Consider the following 21959-nt stretch of genomic DNA (forward strand, 5'->3'; position numbering starts at 1 on the left):
AATTAAAAATGAATTAAGATTTTCTTTGCAAAAACAATAAAAAAATGTAAAATTTGATGAATATAACTAAATCAATCACTTATATGAAAACAAATTTTACGAGAATATTTATATTATTATTCTCATTGGTATTTCAATTTTCTAATGCTCAAGAGAAAGAAATCTCAGGTACAGTTACTGATGTATCTGGCGTTCCTATACTTGGTGTTAATGTATTAATTAAAAATACCACCACTGGAACTCAAACAGATTTCGACGGTAATTATACTATAAATGCCAAAACTGGAGACATTATTGTATTCAGTTATCTCGGAATGAAAACTCAGGAAATAACTGTTTCTGAATCTACTAGAATAGATGTCAAAATGGAAGAAGATAGTGAAGCACTTGAAGAAGTTGTTATCACTGCTGTTGGTATTAAACGTAAACCTGATGAGATTACTACTGCCTATGAGAATGTTAAAGCTAATGAGATTGTTGCAGCAAACAACCCTGACGCAGTACAAGCATTAGCCGGAAAAGTATCTGGTTTACAGATTAATACAACAAATACAGGAGTAAACCCGAATACAGATATAATCTTAAGAGGAACCAGGTCTCTATCTGGATCTAATAGTGCTTTAGTAGTTATAGATAATGTGATATCAACTGCAAATACTTTATCTGATTTAGACCCCGAAGTTATTGAATCCATAAACGTATTAAAAGGTCCTAATGGTGCCGCACTTTATGGATCTAGAGGTGGTAATGGAGTAATTGTTGTAACTACAAAAAAAGGAGAAAGAAATCAAGGAAAGCTTAATATCACATATACAGGAACTGTAACCTTTGAAGATATTGCATTCTTACCTAATCTACAAGACCGGTATGGTAAAGGATATTGGGGTGAAATAGATGCATTTGACCAAGGATCTTGGGGTCCAGAATATGATGGCTCTTTACAACCTGTAGGACTTCCGTTTCCTACAGTTAACGATTTTAGAACTGGTACATATGAATTTATAGAAGATAATATGGATCGTTTTTTCCAAACAGGTCTAACAACTCAAAGCACTATAAGTTTATCTGGAGGTGATAGAGATGGATATTTTTCATTGACTGCTAATAGGCGTGACACCGAAGGAATCATAGAGAGAGATGATTTTACTAAGGATTTCTTTTCTCTTAGTGCAGGAAAGACTTTTGGCAAATTTAAAGTATCCGGTATCGCACGGTTTACCAATGAAAATCAATCAGTTGCTTCTTCAATTTTCGATGGCACAGGGACACAATCATTAAGCGGTGTATATTCAAATTTAGCTCAAATACCTAGTGATGTTGACCCAAGGGTATTCAGTTCAGGTGATAATGGCGATCACTGGACAGCTTTTGGTAATAGCCCTTATTGGGTTAGAGATAATCAAAGAAGTAATTCTGATAGCAAACGTTCAGATTTAAGTGCTGAAATAAGCTATCAATTCAATGATAACATCAGTACTGTATTAAGAAGCAATGTTGTAACCTTTAGAAACGATAGAGTTAGGTACAATAACGATTACATTGCCAATTACACAATTACTGGTGATGCACGAGATATACAGTCATCTCTTTCTGTGCTTAAATCAAATAGTACTCGTTTATATACTGATTTAATTACTAATTTTAATTATCAGCTTACTGATGATATTGAGTTGAAATCTCTCATAGGATTCAACGCCACACAAAGGGAAAGTTCTTTTTTGCAAACCTATGGAGAGCAGTTAACTTTACCAGGATTATATACTGTAGATAATATCTCTACAGGTACGGTTGTAACTGACGGTAATACAAAATACAGCCAACAAGCAGTATTTGCAAATATTGACCTTAGCTATAAAGACTTTTTATTTTTAAATCTAACTGGTCGTCAAGAATGGGACTCAAGACTACAGTCTCCTGGTAGAGACATAAATGGAATAGATTTCTTTTATTGGTCGGCGGGAGCTGCTTTTATTCCAACAAAAGCATTTCCAGAAATAAAATCTGATTTCTTGCATAAAGCAAAATTTTCTACCGGATATGTTAGAGTAGCAAATATTTCAGCTCTAGATGAACATGATTTATTTGACACAGGATTTAGACCTGCATCATTTCCTTTCCCTTCGGGCATAAACTCATTTATTATTCCTTCATCTACTTTCGATGCTAATATTGAACCTGAGTTTATAAATACATTTGAAGCTAATCTAAACTTAGAGCTTTTAAAGCGCGGTGGAATCCCAAGAATTACTTTGGATGGTAGTTATTCTTTTTACACTAATGATAACCAAATATTAAATGCATCAGTATCAAGTGCTACAAGTGTTTCCTCTGCTGGAGTTAATGTTGGACAGACAGAAACTAATGCCTTCGAATTAGACTTAGGTTTAACACCAATAAAAACAGACGATTTAGAAGTAAATTTAAATTTTGGCTATGCGTCTCAACGAACTGTTGCTACAAAAATTACTGAAGATTCTGATATCATTGGTTCAGGCTCTCCTGGAATATATGCAATAAGAGGTCAAGAATTTCCATTAATTAGAGGGTCAGCTTATGAACGAGATGATCAAGGGCGAGTTTTATTAAACTCTGATGGCTCACCTCAAGTCGCAACTGATTTAAAAGTGCTTGGTAGAACTACCCCAGATTATATCTTGAATTTTGGAGGTCAGATAAAATATAAAGGATTTACTCTAAGTGCTACAGCAGACTACAGAACAGGACACGTATTCTATTCAGGCATTTATAATAATTTAACGGGGCAAGGGCGTAGTTTTATTACTGCCGAAAATGGACGTGGACATTTTATATTTCCAAACTCTTCAGTTGCTGGTTCTGGTGTAACCAATACTACTGTACTAACAGGACCATCTTACGGAGGTCCTACTCCTTATGCGCAATACCAATCGTTTGTTCAGAGTGGTGATTTTACAGGAGTGGATGAGAATTTCGTATTAGACGCTACAGCATTTAAGTTGAGAGAAGTATCTTTGAGTTATGTTTTTCCATCGAAATGGTTAGAAAATACATTCATTAATGGACTTTCTATCGGTGTCAGTGGAAGAAATTTATTAGTAGTATTACCAAAAGAAAATAGAGGTTATAATGACCCAGAAATTGGTTCAGGTATTGGAGGTTATGCTCAAACGCCGCCGACAAAATTTTATAACTTTAATGTAAAACTAAATTTCTAAATAGCTATGAAAACTATAAAACATATATTATTGACCTTAGTAGTATCAGTCGTATTTATCAGCTGTGAAGATGTATTGGTAAATGAAGACCCTAATGGTGTTGTAATTGATGATTTAGCACCAGAAGTAATAATGCCAGGAGCGCAGACTGTAAACGCTGCGACATTTATTTCAACAATGAATGGTTTAGGTAACTTAATGGTAGCAACCTGGTCTGGTAATGCACAACAGGTGCAAGCACCATATTTTACAGAATTTCAATACCAATTTACCACAGATTTTTATTCCGCAATTTGGGACAACTTAATGACGCGTACTGGTAACTTTACCTTTATAATCAATAACCAAAATGAAGGTAATTATGATTATTACAAAGGGGCTTCTAAAATCTCAAGAGCATTTTATTTTCAGTACTTAGTCGACTTATATGGTGACATTCCATTTTCAGAATTACATCAACGTGGTGGTAATTTATTTCCAGCTTATGATAATCAGGTAGATGTATACATTAGCTTGATAAATGACCTAAATGATGCTATTGACCAGATATCAAATACTGATGTCAATTCGGTAATAGATATGGGAACAAATGACGTTATGATGAATGGAGATATGGACAAATGGATAAGGTTTGCCAATACCATAAAGCTTAGATTAATTGTTAGAATGTACGATTATGCTCAAAACAATGCAGATGTAAATACATTTCTTAACCAACAAATAGCTAGTCTTAATCAATCATCAGTTATGTTTTTAGGTGTAGGTGATGATGTAACAATTAATCCAGGTTATGCAGATACCTCTGAACAAATGAGCCCTTTTCCAAACACTTATGGTTATGCTGCTGGACAATTTGGAAATGCGGGAAATATAACTTTTGGAAATAGAGCTACTGGACCTACAACATTCTTAGTTGAATATCTAAATGGTACTAGTACTGGTGTTATGGATAACCGCTTAAGTAGACTATATGCTCTAAGAGGTGCGCAAACATCCATTGAAGGTAATACACAAGGCGGAAGTGGGTTACCATCGAGTTTTGGACCTGGATTATTAAATTCCCCATCTCAAGATGGGTACATTATGACAGCTTCTGAATCCTTATTTTTACAATCTGAAGCCGTCTTTAAGGGAATTCTTTCTTCTGGAAATGCAAAAGCTTTATTTCAAGATGCTATTACATCATCTTTCGATAGGCTAGGTAGTAACATAGGAAGTTACTTAGTAGATTCAGATAATATAAGTGGAATAGGATGGGATGGTACAACCAATAAAATTGAAGCCATAATTACCCAAAAATGGATTGATCTTGGAGGTACTAACGGAATAGAGACTTGGATAGAATTTTCAAGAACTGGATTCCCAAGCAATATGCCTTTACCAGATATAACTAATAGGCCTAATAGACCTGTAAGGTTATTATATCCAACATCTGAGTATGCCGGAAATACTGCTAATGTTACACCTTTTAATCAAAGTATTGATACTGCATTCAATACTCCTATATTTTGGGACATTAATTAAGAAAAACTATGAAAAAAATAAAATCAATATCAATACTTATACTATCTCTTATCTTAGCTTTATCATGCTCTGATGATGACCGTCAAGAGATTGAAAACGAATTTGCAAATCTTCCATTTGTGGTAGGATTTGACAGAACAAGTGACAGCTATGTTTTTTTACCTGCTGACACTACCCCAATTAATGAAAGTGTTTTTGTTACTCTTTCGAGTGGCCCTAACGGTTTATATTCTGATGAAGATATTACAGTGAGATACGAATTAGATGCTACAACAAATGCCATATTAGGAACAGAATTTCAAATAAATAATACATCAGATTCATTTACAATTCCTGCCGGTAGAGAGGTTGCTACTACTACTTTAGATTACACTATCTTCCCTGAAAATCTTCCTTTTGATGAACAGAAAAGTGTTATGATTAATCTTATATCTGAAGTCGAAGGTGTTTCTGCAGGTGAACAATTTGCAACTGTAGAAATTCTTTTTGAACGTTGTGCTCCTCCTTTGGTTGGCTCCTTCACAGCAGCTAACACAGTTAATGGTTCCTCAAATGGAGATGGTGAATCTGTAAACATTGTTGCATTAGAATGTGACACTTATCGAGCAGACAATTTACCAAATTTTAATGGAGTATTTTCATGGGATTTTGTATTAAATGCTGATGATACCATAACTATAATAGGAACACTTGGTGATTTTTCAAATGTAGTTTCTGGTTCAGGTGTATTATTACCAAATGGAACTATACAAATTAATAACATGGACGTTGAAGCTGCGGCTTCAGGCATGAGTTTTGACTTAATTCCTAATTAAAAAAGATAACTATGAATACTAAATTTTTAAAACTATTTACATTTTTTCTTTTAGCTAGCATTGTAGTTATGTCTTGCGATGATAAAGATAGTATTGAAAGAACTGGAAAACCTAGTTTAACAATAGATAACTCAACAGTTACAGTTACTGAAGGAGAAACAGCTACATTTAATTTTACTGTAGAATATCCTGTCTCTACAAAAATTGATATCAGGATTGACGTTTTAGATGAGAACGAAAATCCAATACCTACTGCTGTAGCTATTGGAGACCCTAATTCTGGCAATGGTTATAGCCCAATAGATCTTGATGATATATTTGTACCATACCCAACATGGTTTGATTCTGGCTGGTTTAATTTTGGATACTTAGGCGGCTCAGGATATGTTGCCACATTTGACCCTTTCACCGAGAACTTTAGTATAGATATAAATACTTTGGTTGAAGATATTGCGAATCCAACAAAGATTATAAAACTTAGGTTAAGCGCTACTTCTGAAATGGCCGCAAGTATTGATGAAATAATTACTATCAATATAGAAAATTTAATTAGTGATAACCTAATTTCTAGATTTGAATGGGACGGATCTTATTCAGCAGATCCTTGTAGTGATATAGATTTTGATTTAGAGTTATACTACGAAGGCGCTTTTACTGATTTTAGTTATGGCAGTTGTCCTGAGGAAATAACAATTTCTGGTTCTGACCCAGATGGGACATATGTTTTAGATGCTAGTCTTTGGGAAACTTTCATCCCTGAAGATTTAGATATTCCTGTTACACTTAGCTTTATAAAATCAGGGGTTTTTGTAGAATCGGTTGACCTTTCTTCTTTATTCCCATCAAACAATGGCGGATTAAATCAAGGCAATGGTAGTGCAATTACGTCATATACAATTGTTAAAAGCGGTAATAATTATACCATCACAGATTCTAGTAATAATATTGTTGCTCAAGGAAGATTTGCTAGCAATAAAATATCTTTAGATGAAAAACGTATTTTGAAGGCAAATATGGAATAATAAATTCAAAATTTACTATTTTAAAAGCCACTCAAATGAGTGGCTTTTTTTTAGATTATTTAACCTATGAATACTCCTTTAGCAGAACGTTTACGTCCTAAAACTCTTAATGAGTATATTAGTCAGACTCATTTAATTGGAAAAGATGGCGCGCTCTTTCAGCAAATAAAAAGCGGTGTTATACCTTCTCTTATTTTATGGGGACCACCAGGTATTGGTAAAACTACTTTAGCCAATATTATTGCAAATGAATCTGAACGTCCATTTTTTAAGTTAAGTGCCATTAATTCTGGTGTTAAGGATATTCGTGAAGTCATTGATAAGGCAAAAAAAAGTGGCGGTTTATTTACAGCTAAGAACCCTATTTTGTTTATTGATGAAATCCATAGATTCAGTAAATCTCAACAAGACTCTTTATTAGAGGCTGTTGAAAAAGGTTGGGTAACATTAATTGGCGCTACAACTGAAAATCCAAGTTTTGAGGTCATTCCTGCCCTACTTTCTCGATGTCAAGTTTATATCCTAAATTCTTTTAGTAAGGATGATCTAGAAGCCTTATTAAAACGCGCAATGAATGAAGATGAGCTGCTTTCAAAAAAGAAAATAAAACTCAAGGAAACTGAAGCTTTGCTTAGACTTTCAGGTGGAGACGCTAGAAAATTACTTAATATTTTTGAGCTCATAGTCACATCATACGACCAAGATAAGATTACAATCACTAATGAGGCTGTTTTAAAACAAGTACAAACCAATACCGCGCGTTACGATAAAACTGGAGAGCAGCATTACGATATTATTTCGGCATTTATAAAATCTATAAGAGGTAGCGACCCAAATGCAGCTGTATACTACCTAGCTAGAATGATTGAAGGTGGTGAGGATGTAAAATTTATTGCGCGTAGGTTATTAATCTTAGCCAGTGAAGATGTTGGCAATGCTAACCCAACTGCTTTAGTTATTGCTAATAACACATTTCAAGCTGTATCTGTTATTGGCAATCCAGAATCTAGAATAATTCTAAGTCAATGTGCTACATATCTAGCAAGTTCTCCAAAAAGTAACGCTGCTTACCAAGCCATCGGTAAGGCACAACAATTAGTTAAAGAAACGGGCGACTTATCTGTGCCTTTATCTATTAGAAATGCCCCAACAAAACTCATGAAAGAGATTGGATACGGAGATAATTATAAATATTCGCACAACTACGAAAACAACTTTGCAGACCAAGAGTTTTTACCCAAAGAAATCAGTAATACCAAATTATATGACCCAGGTAATAACCCAAGAGAAAATGCACAACGTCAATTTTTAAAACAACTCTGGAAAGAAAAATACGGTTATTAAAATTTAATGTTCAGTTCTTTTTTGGTATCGTTTTCTGAATAAAACCATTTATCACCTTCCTTAAAAACAATAGCATTTTTACCTTTAACAGCATATACATTAGGAGCGGCAGTTTTATAAAGAATCATAATAATTTTAGGAGATGCGTCAACAAGTTGAAATCCTTTTTCGATAGGCTGAGCATAAAGTAAATCTGATTTTACCTCAGATTTCTCTTTAAGCATTTTTCCCTTTTTAATGCTTTCTGCTTCAATCTTCTTACTAGCAGCATCAGTTTCCGCTTTAGTTTTTTCTAATACTCTTTGACGCTTTAGAGCTTCTACCTCTTTCTTTAGCCTCTCTACCTCTGCTTTGGCATTCTCAGCTTCTTTATTACTTTCTTTAGTGTTTTCAATCTTAGCATGGATTTCAGCTTCTTTTTCTAATGTAACTTTAGAAGAAGCATCGTATTTATAATTTAAGAATTCTATACTTTTGAATGCTTCTCGAATAGCTATAGGATATGCTTTAGCATATTCTTTCACTTTAGTTGTTCCAATATCTGATAGAAATATTTGTTTGCCCTTACAATCTTTTAACTCTATTTGAATCTTATTCTTAAATATTCCAGGTAATTTTATCACATCAACATACATCCCCAAACACCGATTCCTAAACAAATCCTCTGGCAGTTCTTCCTCGTCAAAATATACTTCAAAATTCTCCTTTTTAAATAAATAGCGTACTAATGTACTAGTCCTATATTTGTCTTTACCGTCAGAAAATTCAAACTGTAAAGGCACAACCACATACTTATAATTGTTTATATCTTTCTGCGCAAAACCTTTACAACTTATACCTAGAATCGTTAAAATTAAAACTAACTTTTTGAACATTTTTATGTGTTTAAATACGTGTAAATATAGTTCTTGTTTTCTAATTATAATCTAAAACAACTCTTTTAGCCTTGCCAGATGAGTTATTTGCTTAAATTTATTCGTCTTATTGGTATTTGAATAATCAAAATGAATCGCATCTATACCCACATCAATGGCTCCCTGAATGTCGGCCTCGAGATTATCCCCAATCATTATACTATTTTCTGCTCGTGCATTTGCCAAATCTAATGCAAAATTAAAAATCTTAGGGTTTGGTTTTTTTACACCCACCATTTCCGAATTAGTAATTGTTGCAAAATACTGCTTGAGGTTTGAAGCTTTCATTTTGTTTTCCTGAGCTTCTTCAAAACCATTAGTTATAATATGCAACTCATATTTCTTGCTAAGATAGTTTAGTACATCATGTGTACCATCGAAAACATGATTAAATGAAGATAAATACGTAATGTAATCTTCAGACAATACATGTATTAACTCGTTAGAAATCGACACACCTATCTTATCAAAAGCATCTTTTAATCTACCATATCTCAACTCAGCTTTTGTAACCTTTTCTTCTCTGTACAATTTCCAATACTGAAAATTTATTGGCTCATAGACATTCAAAAAATCTTTTAAGCCTACATCTATATGATGTATATCAAAAATTTTCTCGAAAGTTAAACCAGAGTTTTTATCAAAGTCCCACAAGGTGTGGTCTAAGTCAAAAAAAATATGCTTAATTGTATTACTCATTTACTGAATTTAAAGTAAGGTTAAAGAGCTCTCTGAAACCTCTCCAAGCATTATCATTACTAACAGAATAGTTATGAAATACAGGACTAAATGTACCGTCTACCTGTTTAATGTTTTCTATAAAACGTAATAGGTTTTCCTTCTTATCTAGTAAAGACTCATATTTTAACAAGGCAAAATCCATAAAATGATACGGATGAATTTGTAATGGAGTTTGTACTTCGTAGTCTAAATCATAAAACAAAAATGGTGTACATGTTCCTGCTCTAAAACCCAACTCATTAATATAACCCATAGTATGCTCTTGAGGTATTTCTAACTCAACCGCATTTCTATATGTCGTTGGAAGATTAAGCTTGGAGTGCGAATTTCTGATAGCAAGTAAATTTACATTTGTTATACTCTCTAGTTTTTGTTTTTCTTTTTTTAGAATTTTTAAATCCTCTAATGCAAAATATGAAGCTTTTAAGCCTATATTGCAATAATCACCTACAGATTTTATTAACGATACAAATTGTTTTTTATTAATACTTATGTTTTTATCGTAGGTAGAGTAAGCACCAATTAAAAAGAAAAATGTAAACTTAAAGGATACACTTTTTTGCCTATTTATTATCCAATTAAAAGTATCGAACGGATCTTTTTTAAATCCTGACAAAACAGAAACTCGCTCATAAAATTGTCTAAATTTAAGTCTAAAAACATCTCCTAAAACGCCACCAATAGTTCTTAGTAATCCTTTATATTTATATTTATACGCACTTGGAACATCAATAATAGGTGCCACATTATACTTACGAGAAGGAAATTGATAATTAGGAAAACGCTCTTGCAAAACAGTTTTTAATTTAAAAGCCCAAATATCTACAATCGGCATATCTAGAAAACCTTCCTTTTTAGCTAAACTTTCTGTTGCTAAAAACCGTCCATAATCATCATTGACATGAGGCAAATACTCCTCATAACGACTCAACAAATAAAAAGAAGCAGCGAAAATATCGTAAGGTAAATTACTACGTTCTCCAGTTGCAAAAAACCCTTTTGTATCATCCCAATCATTAACAACGATATCTATATCAGATAAGCCTTGTTCAAAAAGCAGGCTATGACTCCTTACAAATATCTCATTACTTAATGGTTGTTTAGCATATGACATTTTTATTGAATCGTGTGCAATAAAATCTTCAATTTTTGATGTAAAAGACACTTCTACTCCCAAAATACGCTTACATAAATGCTTAAATGTATATGTTAATCTAGGCGTAATTTTATGTGTGTAAACTAGGAGCATCTATTACAATATATTTTCATCAGCAAAACTAAAGTATGCTTTTTCTGTTATAATCAAATGATCTAGAACTTTTATATCTAGACTCAACGCAGCTGTTTTCATTTTTTGGGTAATATTTTTATCAGCTTCACTTGGTTTTAAAGTTCCTGACGGGTGATTGTGACATAAAATCAAAGCAAGAGCTCCAACCTCAAGAGCCTGTTTTAATACCAATCGCACATCAACTAAAGTGCCAGTAATTCCACCTTTACTAAGTTGTTGTTTATGCATAACTTTATTGGAGTTATTTAAGTACAGAATCCAAAACTCTTCATGAGACAACTCTCCTAGTATTGGTTGCATAATATCATATACGTCTCTACTGCTCTTTATTTTTTCTTGTTTTACAGCATCTTCTAATTTACGTCGTCGTCCTAATTCTAGAGCTGCAGCTATGGTAATAGCTTTTGCCTCACCAATGCCTTTAAAAGATTGCAATTGCTTTAGAGATAATTTACCCAAAGTATTAAGATTATTATCTACACTAGCCAAAATTCGCTTGCATAAATCTACAGCACTTTCTTCTTTACTACCTGAACCAATAAGTATCGCAACTAATTCTGCATCACTTAAGGTAGACTTTCCTTTATCCCTGAGTTTTTCACGAGGTTGATCATCTTGTGACCAGTTTTTAATTGAAAATGAAGTCGGCTTTTCTGACATGCACTAAAGATAAAAAATTGTAAATTTCAGAATCAATTAAAATTCAATTATTATGAAATCATTTTTTGAAAACGGCGTATATAACGAAATCTCGACGCGAATAAATAATCTAAACGAAGATACAAAAGCACAATGGGGAAAAATGAACCCTGGACAAATGCTTTATCATTGCCAAATGCCATTAAATATTATTCTAGAAAAAGAAGACTATGGTGTAAAACCTAACTGGTTGGTTAATCTATTATTTAAGAAATCAATGTACAGTGATAAGCTATGGCGAAAAAATATGCCAACAGCACCAGGTTTTAAAATTACTGATGACAAAAATTTTGAAACTGAAAAAACAGAAATTATGACTCTTATTAACGAATTGAATGCGCAACGCGAAAGAGAAGACTGGCAACCTCATCCTGCATTTGGAAAGCTTACTAAAGACCAATGGGGCAAAATGCAATACAAGCATTTAGATCACCATTTAAGGCAATTTGGTGTATAGACTCAAATGCCGGTAAATTATGAAGTACCCTCCAAAACATCATCAAGATAATGACATCAATCACATGATTGAAGTGATTAAAACCTACCCACTTGCTACGGTAATTTCTGTAAAAGATAACCAACCACTTATTACCCATTTACCTTTAATATTAGAAGGCAACAAGCTTATTGGGCATATAGATATTTATAATCCTCAAGCCCAGCTATTGAAAGACAATAATGATGTCACCATCATATTTGCTGGCCCTGAATGTTACATCTCTCCAAGTGTATATACGACAACACAATTACCTACATGGAATTATATTAAAGTACATCTCAAGGGCAAAGTAAAAGCTATTGAAAGTAAAGCAGCTTTAAAACAGTCACTAATAACCATGACTGAATTCTTAGAAGCGCCTGACCACAAGTACGTTCTTGAACCAGATAATCCAAGACTAGATAGAAATCTAAATTATATTGAGATGTTTGAAATAGAAATTACCAATTGGGAAGGCAAGTTTAAGCTCTCTCAAGACAAAAACCCAAGAGATACTAGAGCAGCACGAGAAGCGTTGATAAAAACCAACCAAGAAAGTATAAAACAGTTTTTAGATAACGTGTTCGCATCATAAATTAAACATTTAATTAAAGAATGAAATCGAATTTATTTAAAGTTCTAATTATAATATTATTTGTCTCCTCTTGTAATAAAAAAAAATGGAATTCAGTTAATATTCACTCAACGTCAAATGATTCAGTAACCAAAAGTTCAAAAGTATTTTATCAAAATAAGTATTCAATTTATGGGGCAAAAAGAAGCACTAAAGGCATTATTTTAGATTCAGCAACTTTAAAGCAATCATCAGGTAAATTTGTTCTTGGCATTATTGATAATAACTCTCCATTAAATAAACTAATTGTCTTTTATGATAATGATACATTAGGAACACCTATGTTAAATGATAAAAATATTTACAACTATTGCCTTCTAAACGAAATTGTATCAATGAGAAAAAAAAATACTATTTTAAACTGCTCTATTGACAATTATTATGAAGATGTATTTGGTGAATATCATGAAAAATATATCAATTATAGCTTTACAACAAGTGATAACGACACTATTGCATTACAAAAAAGTATTTATTCAAAAGTAAATGACAAACTTGTAACATTTCATTTTCTTACTGAAACTGAAGAAAAATTTTATGAGTTACAGGAAATGTCTGAGCAATTTGCTAGTCAAGTAGAAGATTAAAACTTTACCTTTGATAGATATTTTAAGATTGACTTAATGCAAAACCAAAATATAATAAACTACCTAAAAGCCGTATTAGATAATATGCCAACTGATTGGCTCGATTTAACTACGCATCGTCTAGATATCTACAACGAAAAGTTAGCCAAAACAGAATTTATAACAGAATTTGAAAAGCTATATAATGCCAATAACTTTGAAGCATCAATACTTCAAACCTTACCTACCGCATATGACTATATTAGGCTAGGCCATCCTTTGTCTTCAGTGTTTGAATGGGCAATTGCACAAATCCATGGAATTCAATCCGAATATGTAATTAATTTTTCGTCGCAGACCATGCCAATTCTGGCAGTTCTAAGAAAGAATTTACTCGACAACAAAAACACATTAATTGCCTACAAAGAGAAATTACCTAATAACTTTAATGCCGAACTTTTAAAACGCGTTTACGGGTATAGTTTTAAAATAAAACAAATTCAGAATGCGGAAGCTATACCTGAATTTAATGGTCGAGTAATTTATGTGTCTAATGAAGACACTATTACTACTAACCTACTCAATCCAAATATTGATTTTTATATAAATCTTTATGAAAATTTAGGCAGTGTTATTTTAATTAATGGCAAACAAAACCAAAGCTACATTTCTGAAATTCAGCATGTAAGACGTCGAGAAAGTATTGCCATGACACCGCAAAACACCTTGGTGGCTTTAAAAGCTTTAGTTAAAAACTCAACTTTGGAAACTCAAAACAGCAATCGTGAAGCTAATAAGCAAGAGGTTTTAAAATCTATCAAAACCATTACTGCAACCACAGGAAAACCATTAGTTGGTTCAAGCGGATTATCTATACAATATGCAATTATGATGGGATTGATTGACGATGCCCAACAAAACCACCATGGCAAAGCCATAAAATTTATTGTACCAACTAATTGTTACGGCGGTACAAACGACCAAGCCAGACGTGTTGCTGCTTGTAATCACAATGTAGCTATTGTAGACTTAGAAGTGGATGGCGACAATGATATGGTAAGCAGTCTAAAAACTGTTTTGGATACTATTGCAGCCCAAGATGCCATTCCATATATCATTGCAGAAATTCCGACTAACCCAAGAGTTGAAGTTCCTGACTTAGAGGAGCTAAAAGCAGTTTTAACCAAAGTCCGAAAAACATCCTCTGGTGCTAATGCTACTTTACCTGTTTTTATATTAGACCAAACCTTTTGTCCAAACATTCAGTTTTTAGCTGAAGGAGAACTGTTAGCAACAGGAAAAGCCATCTCTTATGCAAGTGGCTCTAAGTTTCCGAGTGGAGGAAAATGCACCGCTGGCTATTGTGTAGGTAATAAAAACACTGAACGTCTTATGGAGAGGATTGCTATTCATTTATCCCTTTGTGATAATGAAGCTACCGATTTTCAGTATGCGATTTTAGCGGAGCAAATGCCATCTATGAATCAAAGAGTTGAAGCAGCTTATAAGAATACTAGAGCGTTTGTAAACTTTATAAGTAAAAAATTACCTGAAGCTAAAATCAATTTTGTATCAGAAGAATTGGCAAAGCGTGGGTTTACACCATCTGTTTTTTCTTTAGACCTACCGACAAAAGGGAATACTGATGAAGAACGAGAAACTTACAAGCGACAACTAAATCATAAGCTCATTAATTTAATGATTACCAGAATCCCAAGTGAGAGTAAGTACTGTGTCAGCTATGGACAATTAAAAGGTTGTTATTGGACCATCCCAGCAACCTCAACACAGGGTACTACTAAAGAAGGCGATAAAGATTACATTGCTCGTGTCGCACTTTCTGGTCATATGGATTTAGAACGTCATAAAGAGGTGTTTTTAGAGTTTGTTGGAGGGATTTAGTTAGACCTAATAAAATCCAACATTATTATATATCTATTCATCTATACTTGTTATAGATTTATAATGTTTTGAAATACGCTCATTAAATTGTTTTGCTATATATTTTTTGTTTCTAACTGCGCTTTGTCTAAGTTTCAAAATTGGTTTACCCTTTCTATCATACTTTAGATTTTTAACACTAATATCTACATCTATAATTTTTGACCATCTTGGGTTTAGAGAATCGTCAGCCAAAATAAATTCAAGTAAGAAATCTGCATTCCTCTCAGATATAGATAAATCATAGGTTATACAGTACCGAGTTATATCGGTAAAAGTAATAGAATTATCATCTGATATTTCGAGCCAAATTTCTTTTAAACAATCATGAAATTGATTTGAACTGAAATAATCCATGTAAAATGATCTAGCCCAAAGAATCAAATCCAAAATAGTTCTTTTGTAATATTTTGGGTCTTTTTCACCAATCAAGGATAATATTAATTCTTTAGTCATTTTGTCAAACAGACCCAACATAGACTTAAGCATATATTTTCGCTCCGAATTACTAATTAAATGAGCTGCTTTTAAAACCTTAGACGCATGTATAATATAAGTTGATTTATCTAATGTATCTGTTGGATATTGTTTCAATTTTGCAATCTGAGAAACTAAACTTGCATTTTCCGGCACCTTGCCGGCATAAAAAATACTTGGATTTAACCACCACTCATCTAAAATATTATCAGCTAGATAAATTTCATTTTTAGAACTATATGCCAAAGACGACAAATATTCCTGAATGGTCAAGTGGAAAAATCTAAATTTATTAGTTTCGTTATTGTAAATTAATATGTTAGAATTAGTTCCAATATTCTCCAAAAATTCTTCTGGGTTTTTTAAAATTTCTACAGGTCTTTCAACCTTTAATTTCTTTAAAAACTTAAGTAATTCTTCTCTACTAATTTCTTTTGTGTTATTGTAATGCATTTTACCTGCAATTTCCTTCAATACATATAACCTCTCTTTTAATTTATATTGTTGAGATACACCTCTTTCTTTATCCCATTTATCCAAGAATAAATCCATAAATTTTTCGTAAAGTTCAGTAATGTTCCTTGGCAAATCCTTCGGGTCAATCTTATCTTCTTTAAATAAAATTGCTAATAATATTGTTGTTAAGGGTGTTTTAGGAAATGCATTAACAATCTCACCCTTAGTAACCATTGCAACAAATGACTCTGCTTGTTGACCATCAGGTATAATTTTTTCACCAACTTTCACTAACTCTCCTAGGTTCAAAGACATTAATTCAAACTGATCAAAAATTGAATCAAGCTCCAAATCATTTTTAACAATATCAGAGGTTCTAGAAGATAAAATGATTTGAATATTGTAATCTGAAATAGCGAAAGCTTTAATTTCATTTATGATTTTTTTTCTAAGATCTAGGTTCTGAACTTCATCTAGTCCATCAAGTAAAAATAAAATGTCTTGGTTATCATAATCAGCTATATCAAAACTGTGTTTTGTTAAATTATAATAAAAATCATCTATGTAATTAGACACTGGTGTTATCGAGTCATTATTCAATTTATTAAGTTCAATGTAGAAAGCTATTGAATTTGGTTTTGACAATATAAAATCTTTGCCTATTTTTTTTAGTATTGTGGTTTTCCCTGAGGTTGCGATACCATGCAGAAATAATGACCGTCTATTTTCAATAATTTTCTTAGTATCAGGCAAGAATCTCACCGGCAGTTTAGTCGTATGTCCTTCTAAATATTTCTCCCTATCTTTTTCGAATTTAGTACTCCTAGCTTTTACAGATAACTCAAATTCACCAAAATTATCAATATTTATATCAAAATCAGTTTGTAAAAACTTTAAGGATTTGTTCTGCAACACATCGGTGAGCATTTGCTCATTGAATTTAGTCAGAAGTACATTTTGGTTTTTGTTTACTACAAGATTAGTTAATCCTTTATCTTTAAAATAATCACTTAATTGATTTTGAGACCAAAATGTTACGTCTGATTTATTTGACTCATCAATTTCTTCTGCTATTAGAGTTTTAGTATTACCAGAAAATACACCACTACAAATCACCATTACTTTGTTAATCTGAACTCTACCAAATGATGTACTTGGATATTTGCTTTTAAAACACTCTCTAACCTGCCTATGGACTTCACCCAAAGTAGATTGTGTAATGTTTCCTGATTTTACCACACAAGCATACCAAACCTTATTACCGAAGGTATCTTTTTCATAAAAGACAATATCTTTTCCAAATTCAGTAGTTCCATGATGATGATCTATCTCTTGAAAATTTAGCTTTTCAAATAATTGTATTAAAATAAGTCTAAGTTTTTTTTCGTCTAAACTCTTTAATTTTTGCTTAAAATCTTCATCACTCAATCTATAATTCATAATTCTGTTTTCATATTAAATATTTGGATACTAACCAAATATATTAAATTTAAATGCTTTAAAGAAGTATTTAAAAACTGCCCTTCAATTAAACTAAAATTAATCGATTTTGACTCTAATTATTCATTGCAATTTTTATCCAATTTGATTGTAAAACTATAATTGGATAGCTCATCACCTGCCTATCTACAAACTGGAGTTCGGAATGACAATGAAATCTTAAGACAAAATCAAAATAACAAAACTTAAAACAGTTTTGTCACCTCATCAAAATCCAGACCACCATAATTACCAGAACTCATTAAGAGCAGCGCTTTATTTTCAAAATTCTGTGAGAATAAATAGGCTTTAAAATCTTGAGGATTGGTGTAGATTATTAAATCGTCGCGTTCAAAAGCATCAGCAATTTGTTGGTGAGAGACTTCTTCGAGTTTTTTAATTTCAACGGCGTGTGGTGAGTAAAACACAACGGCTTTATCTGCTGCGTCTAGTGCGCCTTTGTACTCCTTTAAAAACGCCGCATTAAGGCTAGAATAGGTGTGTAATTCTAAACAGGCCAATAATTCTTTGTCTTGGTATTGCGCTTTTACAGCCTCTGTTGTGGCCTTTACTTTACTTGGTGAGTGTGCAAAATCTTTATAAGCCACAGATGTATTAGATTCGGCTATTTTTTCTAAACGTTTATTCGCGCCTTTAAATGTAGAAATGGCTTCGTAAAAATCATCCTCGTCAATGCCCATATGCTGGCAAATCCATTTCGCACCAGCCAAATTATTTAAGTTATGTGCGCCAAAGACTTCAATTGGCATAGGACCTTCAGACGTATCTAAAAGTGTTTCTCCGTTTTCAACTTCATATTGGGGTGTTTGGTATGGTATTTTTCTAATCTGGTTCTCTGACACTTCTACCACACGTTTTACTTCAGCATCTTCTTCATTATAATTAATACTTCCGCCACGAACAATTGAGTCTACAAAAATGCTAAACTGCTCCACATAATTCTCATAGGTCGGGAACACATTAATATGGTCCCAAGCAATGCCGCTTAATAATGCAATATTAGGTTTGTACAAATGAAATTTTGGCCGTCTATCTATCGGAGAACTTAAGTATTCATCGCCTTCTAAAACTATAAAATCATTATCTTCGGTGAGTTTTACCATAACATCAAAGCCTTCAAGTTGTGCACCGACCATATAATCGACATCTCTATCGTGATAATGCATGACATGTAAAATCATGGAGGTTATTGTCGTCTTTCCGTGACTTCCACCAATAACCACACGTGTTTTATCTTTGGACTGCTCGTACAGAAACTCAGGATAGCTATAAATCTTAAGACCTAAGTCCTGTGCTTTTAGCAACTCAGGATTATCCGCTTTGGCATGCATACCTAAGACAATAGCATCTAAATCTGATGTGATTTTTTCAGGAAACCAACCAAAAACTTCTGGTAACAACCCTTTAGCTTCTAATCGTGATTTTGAAGGGTCAAAAATAGTATCGTCACTTCCTGTGACTTTGTAACCTTTATTGTGAAGCGCTAAAGCTAAATTGTGCATTGCTGCACCACCGATGGCGATAAAATGTACGTTCATACAACAAATATAATTTATAGACTTGAGACTCTAGACTACCAAGGTTAGAAAATAGAAGTTCAAGTTCTAAAGCTCAGGATTAACAGCTAAGCTATTAAACAACTTTGCTTTAGTGTTGAAAAATTTATTCTGAATCTCTATAGCTTTAAGTTGACCTTCGATAAGTTTTGATTCCCGAGAATTGACTAGAAACAAAGAGCTTTCCCCTAATTGAAATTTACGTTCTTCGGCGATTAACATTTGCTGGTAGTCCCCTACCATTTGTACTGTGATTTCGTTTTGAGTAACATAAGAATCTAACTCCTGCTTTAGGCCATTAATCTTATTTTGAAGCTGAACACGAGTGGCATCAATTTCAAATTCTGTATCGCTTAATTTTATCTTAGCTAACTTTAAATCGCCACGTTCTTTTCTTAAAAACAGAGGTGTACTTATTTTTAAACCACCTTTGTAATCTTGTGTATTAAACGAGCGTCCAATATCTGGAGTTTCGGTCAGAAAATTATACTCTAAATCTACACGAGGCAACAGCATATTAGCTTTTAAACGTTTTTCTACATTCAAACTTTGACGTTTAAAATCTAAAGATTGCATTTTTGGGTGTGCATCTATAGCTAATTCTTGGCTTTGTAATTGATCGATATTAAAGGTGGCATCAACGATTGGTTCTGTATCAATATCTGGAATAACATTTGGCTGCAACTCTACAGGAATATTATTATCCAACCACAGAAAAGTTGATAATTCTAAAGACGCTTTCAGTAGCTGCACACGTGATTGTTCTAAACTTAGTTTTCTACTGTTGAGTGCTATTCGTGCTTCTGTAGCATCAATCTGTGCATTTTCGCCTAATTCTACACCTCGAACGACACCACGATAACGCAACTCCGCATTGGTCAAGAAATTTTCGAAAAGTTTTAATTCGTTATATGCTTTTAACCATTTAAAATACACCTTTGATGCTTCAAATAGAATATTATTGACATAAATATCCCTATCAGCCTTGGCTTGTTCTCTAAACAGTTTAGCTTGCTTTAATGATGCCATTCTATCATTAATTAGCAATCCTCTTAAAACCGGGACTGATACACCAGCAGAATACAAACCGCCTTCAGGTATAAAATTTTCAGGATTTAAAAAATCGCCTGTATTCTCTTCAAAAGATGCTTTTAGTTCTACACCAAACCATGTTGGCACTTTAAATGTCCCATTGAGTTGTTCCCAATATTCTGTACCTTTAAGTCGTTTGTTATCATAATCAACATCAATTTTTGGATCAAATGCACCTCGGGATTTTAATAGTTTCGCTTGGCTTTCGTCAATAACTAGGTTGGCTTGTTTGACTATAGGATGAAATTTTTTGACATAGCCCAAATACTCATCAAATCGTAACACATTTACCAGACTATCTGATTGAGAAAATCCAGAGAGCGTAAAAACCAATAGAATAAATGAAATTAGATGTTTCATTGATTATTTCTTTTTTGCGTCTGTATTTTCGATAGGTTGATAATAATTTGGTGGAAATCCATTAAGTTGCCTCCATAGCTCGAACCAAATCGGAACATCGTCTAATAATGCCATTGTAAATGCACCTGAACCTGCACGTATATCTTTCGGCCATGGATGGTCTTCTGAGTCTGGTTTAAGTAGCACTCTAAATTTACCGTTTGGACTTATAAAACGTTCTACCGCAACAACTTCTGCACCATATGTCCCATAAGAGACATTTGGCCAACCACTAAAAACAATTGCTGGCCAACCATCGAACTGTACGCGAACTTTCTCACCTTTGTGGATTAATGGTAAATCTATAGGCTCTACAAAAGTCTCAACGGCCAAATCTACATTAGTAGGAATGATTCCAACAAGCTCCTCGCCTTCTTTAAACGTTTGGCCAATACCGCCGCGCAATGCTGTATTTATAAAACCATCGTAAGGTGCTGTTATGTATAACAATCCATTTCTGATACTATAATTAGAGACGTCGCTATCTAGTTTTTGCACTTGGGCCTCAGAATCAAACTGATTGGATTGTGCTGAAAATTTCTCGCTTTGCGCTTTTGATATCTTATCGGCATATTCTGCTTTAAGCTTAGAAACCTCAATCTTTGCATTAAGTACGACGTTCTTACTTGCTAATAACTTAGCTTCTTGAGAGATACGCTTGGCTTCTGTTTCCTGTAATTTTACTCGAGCATCTTCAACGCGTTTAAGTGCTGTAAAACCATCTTTAAATAACGATTCAGCACGGTCGTATTTAGTCTGCGCGATTCTTAAATTGGTCTTTGCTGCTTCCAAGTCTATGCTGTCTGCTTGGACCTTTAATTGAGACTGATATATTTTGTTCTGCGCCTGTTCAAGCTTTAAGCGTCTTTCACTTGACAAAGCAGAAATACGAACATCTTGTGCTTTTACCTTACCTGCATAAGACTCAACAGCAAAGGCCTTTGCATCACGTTGGTTTTGTGTTCGCTGAACCAAATTTGGATCAAAGTATTCACTTTTAATCTCTGCGATTTTCATGATGGTATCCCCTTTTTTAACTTCATCGCCTTCGCGTACGAACCATTGTTGTATGCTTCCAGGAATTGGTGACTGTATGGTTTGTGGTCGCTGGTCTGGCGTTAATGTAGTGACCTTACCGCGGCCAGATATATTCTGAGTCCAAGGTAAAAAGAGCGCTATAAAACCTACTATAGTAAACCCAGCCAAAAAACGACGCCAAAGTTTATAATAGTCTTTATTAAAAACGAGTTTTGCAGATTTAAACTTAGATAAATCTACTTCTTTATTTAGAGCGTTACGAGATATATTTAACATGA

General features: G+C 33.3%; 17 protein-coding genes. 9 read left to right on the top strand and 8 right to left on the bottom strand.

The annotated features are described in order from the left end of the window. Positions 1–83 precede the first annotated feature (83 nt). The 5 genes from IEV10_RS13150 (at position 84) to IEV10_RS13170 (ending at position 7899) form a co-directional block, all read left to right on the top strand. Positions 84–3194, top strand: a complete 3111-nt coding sequence (locus IEV10_RS13150) for a SusC/RagA family TonB-linked outer membrane protein (RefSeq protein WP_188375197.1) — start codon at positions 84–86, stop codon at positions 3192–3194. 6 nt (positions 3195–3200) lie between these two features. Beyond that, positions 3201–4718, top strand: coding sequence for a SusD/RagB family nutrient-binding outer membrane lipoprotein (locus tag IEV10_RS13155; protein WP_188375198.1), 1518 nt, complete (start codon positions 3201–3203; stop codon positions 4716–4718). A gap of 8 nt (positions 4719–4726) precedes the next feature. Further along, positions 4727–5533, top strand: a complete 807-nt coding sequence (locus IEV10_RS13160) for a hypothetical protein (protein ID WP_188375199.1) — start codon at positions 4727–4729, stop codon at positions 5531–5533. Positions 5534–5544: 11 nt separating this feature from the next. Next, entirely contained in the window at positions 5545–6555 is a 1011-nt protein-coding gene (locus tag IEV10_RS13165; RefSeq protein ID WP_188375200.1) for a hypothetical protein, read from the top strand. 66 nt (positions 6556–6621) lie between these two features. Next, positions 6622–7899 (top strand): replication-associated recombination protein A, encoded by a 1278-nt coding sequence (locus tag IEV10_RS13170; RefSeq protein WP_188375201.1) that lies wholly within the window; start codon positions 6622–6624, stop codon positions 7897–7899. Here the strand turns inward: IEV10_RS13170 and IEV10_RS13175 are convergent. The 4 genes from IEV10_RS13175 to radC are packed head-to-tail and all read right to left on the bottom strand — an operon-like array spanning position 7896 to position 11505. Further along, on the bottom strand, positions 7896–8774 hold the full coding sequence (locus IEV10_RS13175) for a cell envelope integrity TolA family protein (protein ID WP_188375202.1): 879 nt from the start codon (positions 8772–8774) through the stop codon (positions 7896–7898). The two genes, IEV10_RS13170 and IEV10_RS13175, sit on opposite strands and share 4 nt — an antisense overlap. A gap of 51 nt (positions 8775–8825) precedes the next feature. Further along, entirely contained in the window at positions 8826–9512 is a 687-nt protein-coding gene (locus tag IEV10_RS13180) for a YjjG family noncanonical pyrimidine nucleotidase (RefSeq protein WP_188375203.1), read from the bottom strand. After that, positions 9505–10803, bottom strand: coding sequence for a polysaccharide deacetylase family protein (locus tag IEV10_RS13185; RefSeq protein ID WP_188375204.1), 1299 nt, complete (start codon positions 10801–10803; stop codon positions 9505–9507). The genes IEV10_RS13180 and IEV10_RS13185 overlap by 8 nt, the downstream gene beginning before the upstream one ends. A 3-nt stretch (positions 10804–10806) precedes the next feature. Further along, positions 10807–11505 (bottom strand): RadC family protein, encoded by a 699-nt coding sequence (gene radC / locus IEV10_RS13190; protein ID WP_188375205.1) that lies wholly within the window; start codon positions 11503–11505, stop codon positions 10807–10809. 52 nt (positions 11506–11557) lie between these two features. Here radC and IEV10_RS13195 point away from each other — a divergent pair, with 52 nt between their 5' ends. Genes IEV10_RS13195 through IEV10_RS13210 form a run of 4 tightly spaced genes read left to right on the top strand, consistent with a single transcriptional unit; the run spans position 11558 to position 15124 of the window. Next, positions 11558–12001, top strand: a complete 444-nt coding sequence (locus IEV10_RS13195) for a DUF1569 domain-containing protein (protein ID WP_188375206.1) — start codon at positions 11558–11560, stop codon at positions 11999–12001. A gap of 19 nt (positions 12002–12020) precedes the next feature. Next, positions 12021–12617 carry an FMN-binding negative transcriptional regulator gene (locus tag IEV10_RS13200; RefSeq protein WP_188375207.1) on the top strand — a complete coding sequence of 199 codons (597 nt, stop codon included), beginning with the start codon at positions 12021–12023 and terminating at the stop codon, positions 12615–12617. Between the two features lie 20 nt (positions 12618–12637). After that, positions 12638–13243: a hypothetical protein gene (locus tag IEV10_RS13205; RefSeq protein ID WP_188375208.1), complete on the top strand. Its 606-nt coding sequence runs from the start codon at positions 12638–12640 to the stop codon at positions 13241–13243. Positions 13244–13279: 36 nt separating this feature from the next. Beyond that, positions 13280–15124 carry a PLP-dependent transferase gene (locus IEV10_RS13210; RefSeq protein WP_188375209.1) on the top strand — a complete coding sequence of 615 codons (1845 nt, stop codon included), beginning with the start codon at positions 13280–13282 and terminating at the stop codon, positions 15122–15124. Between the two features lie 33 nt (positions 15125–15157). Here IEV10_RS13210 and IEV10_RS13215 read toward each other — a convergent pair whose 3' ends face one another. The 4 genes from IEV10_RS13215 to IEV10_RS13230 form a co-directional block, all read right to left on the bottom strand. Further along, complete coding sequence (locus tag IEV10_RS13215; protein ID WP_229719720.1) at positions 15158–17524, bottom strand: NACHT domain-containing protein; 2367 nt, start codon at positions 17522–17524, stop codon at positions 15158–15160. A gap of 257 nt (positions 17525–17781) precedes the next feature. Then, positions 17782–19134, bottom strand: coding sequence for a UDP-N-acetylmuramate--L-alanine ligase (locus tag IEV10_RS13220; RefSeq protein WP_188375211.1), 1353 nt, complete (start codon positions 19132–19134; stop codon positions 17782–17784). A 66-nt stretch (positions 19135–19200) separates the two neighbouring features. Continuing rightward, positions 19201–20604 carry a TolC family protein gene (locus IEV10_RS13225; protein ID WP_188375212.1) on the bottom strand — a complete coding sequence of 468 codons (1404 nt, stop codon included), beginning with the start codon at positions 20602–20604 and terminating at the stop codon, positions 19201–19203. 3 nt (positions 20605–20607) lie between these two features. After that, the gene (locus tag IEV10_RS13230) at positions 20608–21957 is read right to left on the bottom strand and encodes an HlyD family secretion protein (protein ID WP_188375213.1); all 1350 of its coding nucleotides are present in this window, start codon (positions 21955–21957) and stop codon (positions 20608–20610) included. Positions 21958–21959 lie beyond the last annotated feature (2 nt).

The sequence above is a fragment of the Winogradskyella haliclonae genome (assembly GCF_014635865.1).
GTDB lineage: Bacteria > Bacteroidota > Bacteroidia > Flavobacteriales > Flavobacteriaceae > Winogradskyella > Winogradskyella haliclonae.

What these genes read in the sequence shown, in the direction of transcription:
- IEV10_RS13150 (WP_188375197.1), top strand. Translation starts at nt 84, where the DNA reads ATGAAAACAAATTTTACGAGAATATTTATATTATTATTCTCATTGGTA.
- IEV10_RS13210 (WP_188375209.1), top strand. Translation starts at nt 13,280, where the DNA reads ATGCAAAACCAAAATATAATAAACTACCTAAAAGCCGTATTAGATAAT.
- IEV10_RS13200 (WP_188375207.1), top strand. Translation starts at nt 12,021, where the DNA reads ATGAAGTACCCTCCAAAACATCATCAAGATAATGACATCAATCACATG.
- IEV10_RS13185 (WP_188375204.1), bottom strand. Translation starts at nt 10,803, where the DNA reads ATGCTCCTAGTTTACACACATAAAATTACGCCTAGATTAACATATACA.
- IEV10_RS13220 (WP_188375211.1), bottom strand. Translation starts at nt 19,134, where the DNA reads ATGAACGTACATTTTATCGCCATCGGTGGTGCAGCAATGCACAATTTA.
- IEV10_RS13165 (WP_188375200.1), top strand. Translation starts at nt 5,545, where the DNA reads ATGAATACTAAATTTTTAAAACTATTTACATTTTTTCTTTTAGCTAGC.
- IEV10_RS13175 (WP_188375202.1), bottom strand. Translation starts at nt 8,774, where the DNA reads ATGTTCAAAAAGTTAGTTTTAATTTTAACGATTCTAGGTATAAGTTGT.
- IEV10_RS13180 (WP_188375203.1), bottom strand. Translation starts at nt 9,512, where the DNA reads ATGAGTAATACAATTAAGCATATTTTTTTTGACTTAGACCACACCTTG.
- IEV10_RS13155 (WP_188375198.1), top strand. Translation starts at nt 3,201, where the DNA reads ATGAAAACTATAAAACATATATTATTGACCTTAGTAGTATCAGTCGTA.
- IEV10_RS13205 (WP_188375208.1), top strand. Translation starts at nt 12,638, where the DNA reads ATGAAATCGAATTTATTTAAAGTTCTAATTATAATATTATTTGTCTCC.
- IEV10_RS13170 (WP_188375201.1), top strand. Translation starts at nt 6,622, where the DNA reads ATGAATACTCCTTTAGCAGAACGTTTACGTCCTAAAACTCTTAATGAG.
- IEV10_RS13160 (WP_188375199.1), top strand. Translation starts at nt 4,727, where the DNA reads ATGAAAAAAATAAAATCAATATCAATACTTATACTATCTCTTATCTTA.
- IEV10_RS13195 (WP_188375206.1), top strand. Translation starts at nt 11,558, where the DNA reads ATGAAATCATTTTTTGAAAACGGCGTATATAACGAAATCTCGACGCGA.
- IEV10_RS13230 (WP_188375213.1), bottom strand. Translation starts at nt 21,957, where the DNA reads ATGTTAAATATATCTCGTAACGCTCTAAATAAAGAAGTAGATTTATCT.
- radC (WP_188375205.1), bottom strand. Translation starts at nt 11,505, where the DNA reads ATGTCAGAAAAGCCGACTTCATTTTCAATTAAAAACTGGTCACAAGAT.
- IEV10_RS13225 (WP_188375212.1), bottom strand. Translation starts at nt 20,604, where the DNA reads ATGAAACATCTAATTTCATTTATTCTATTGGTTTTTACGCTCTCTGGA.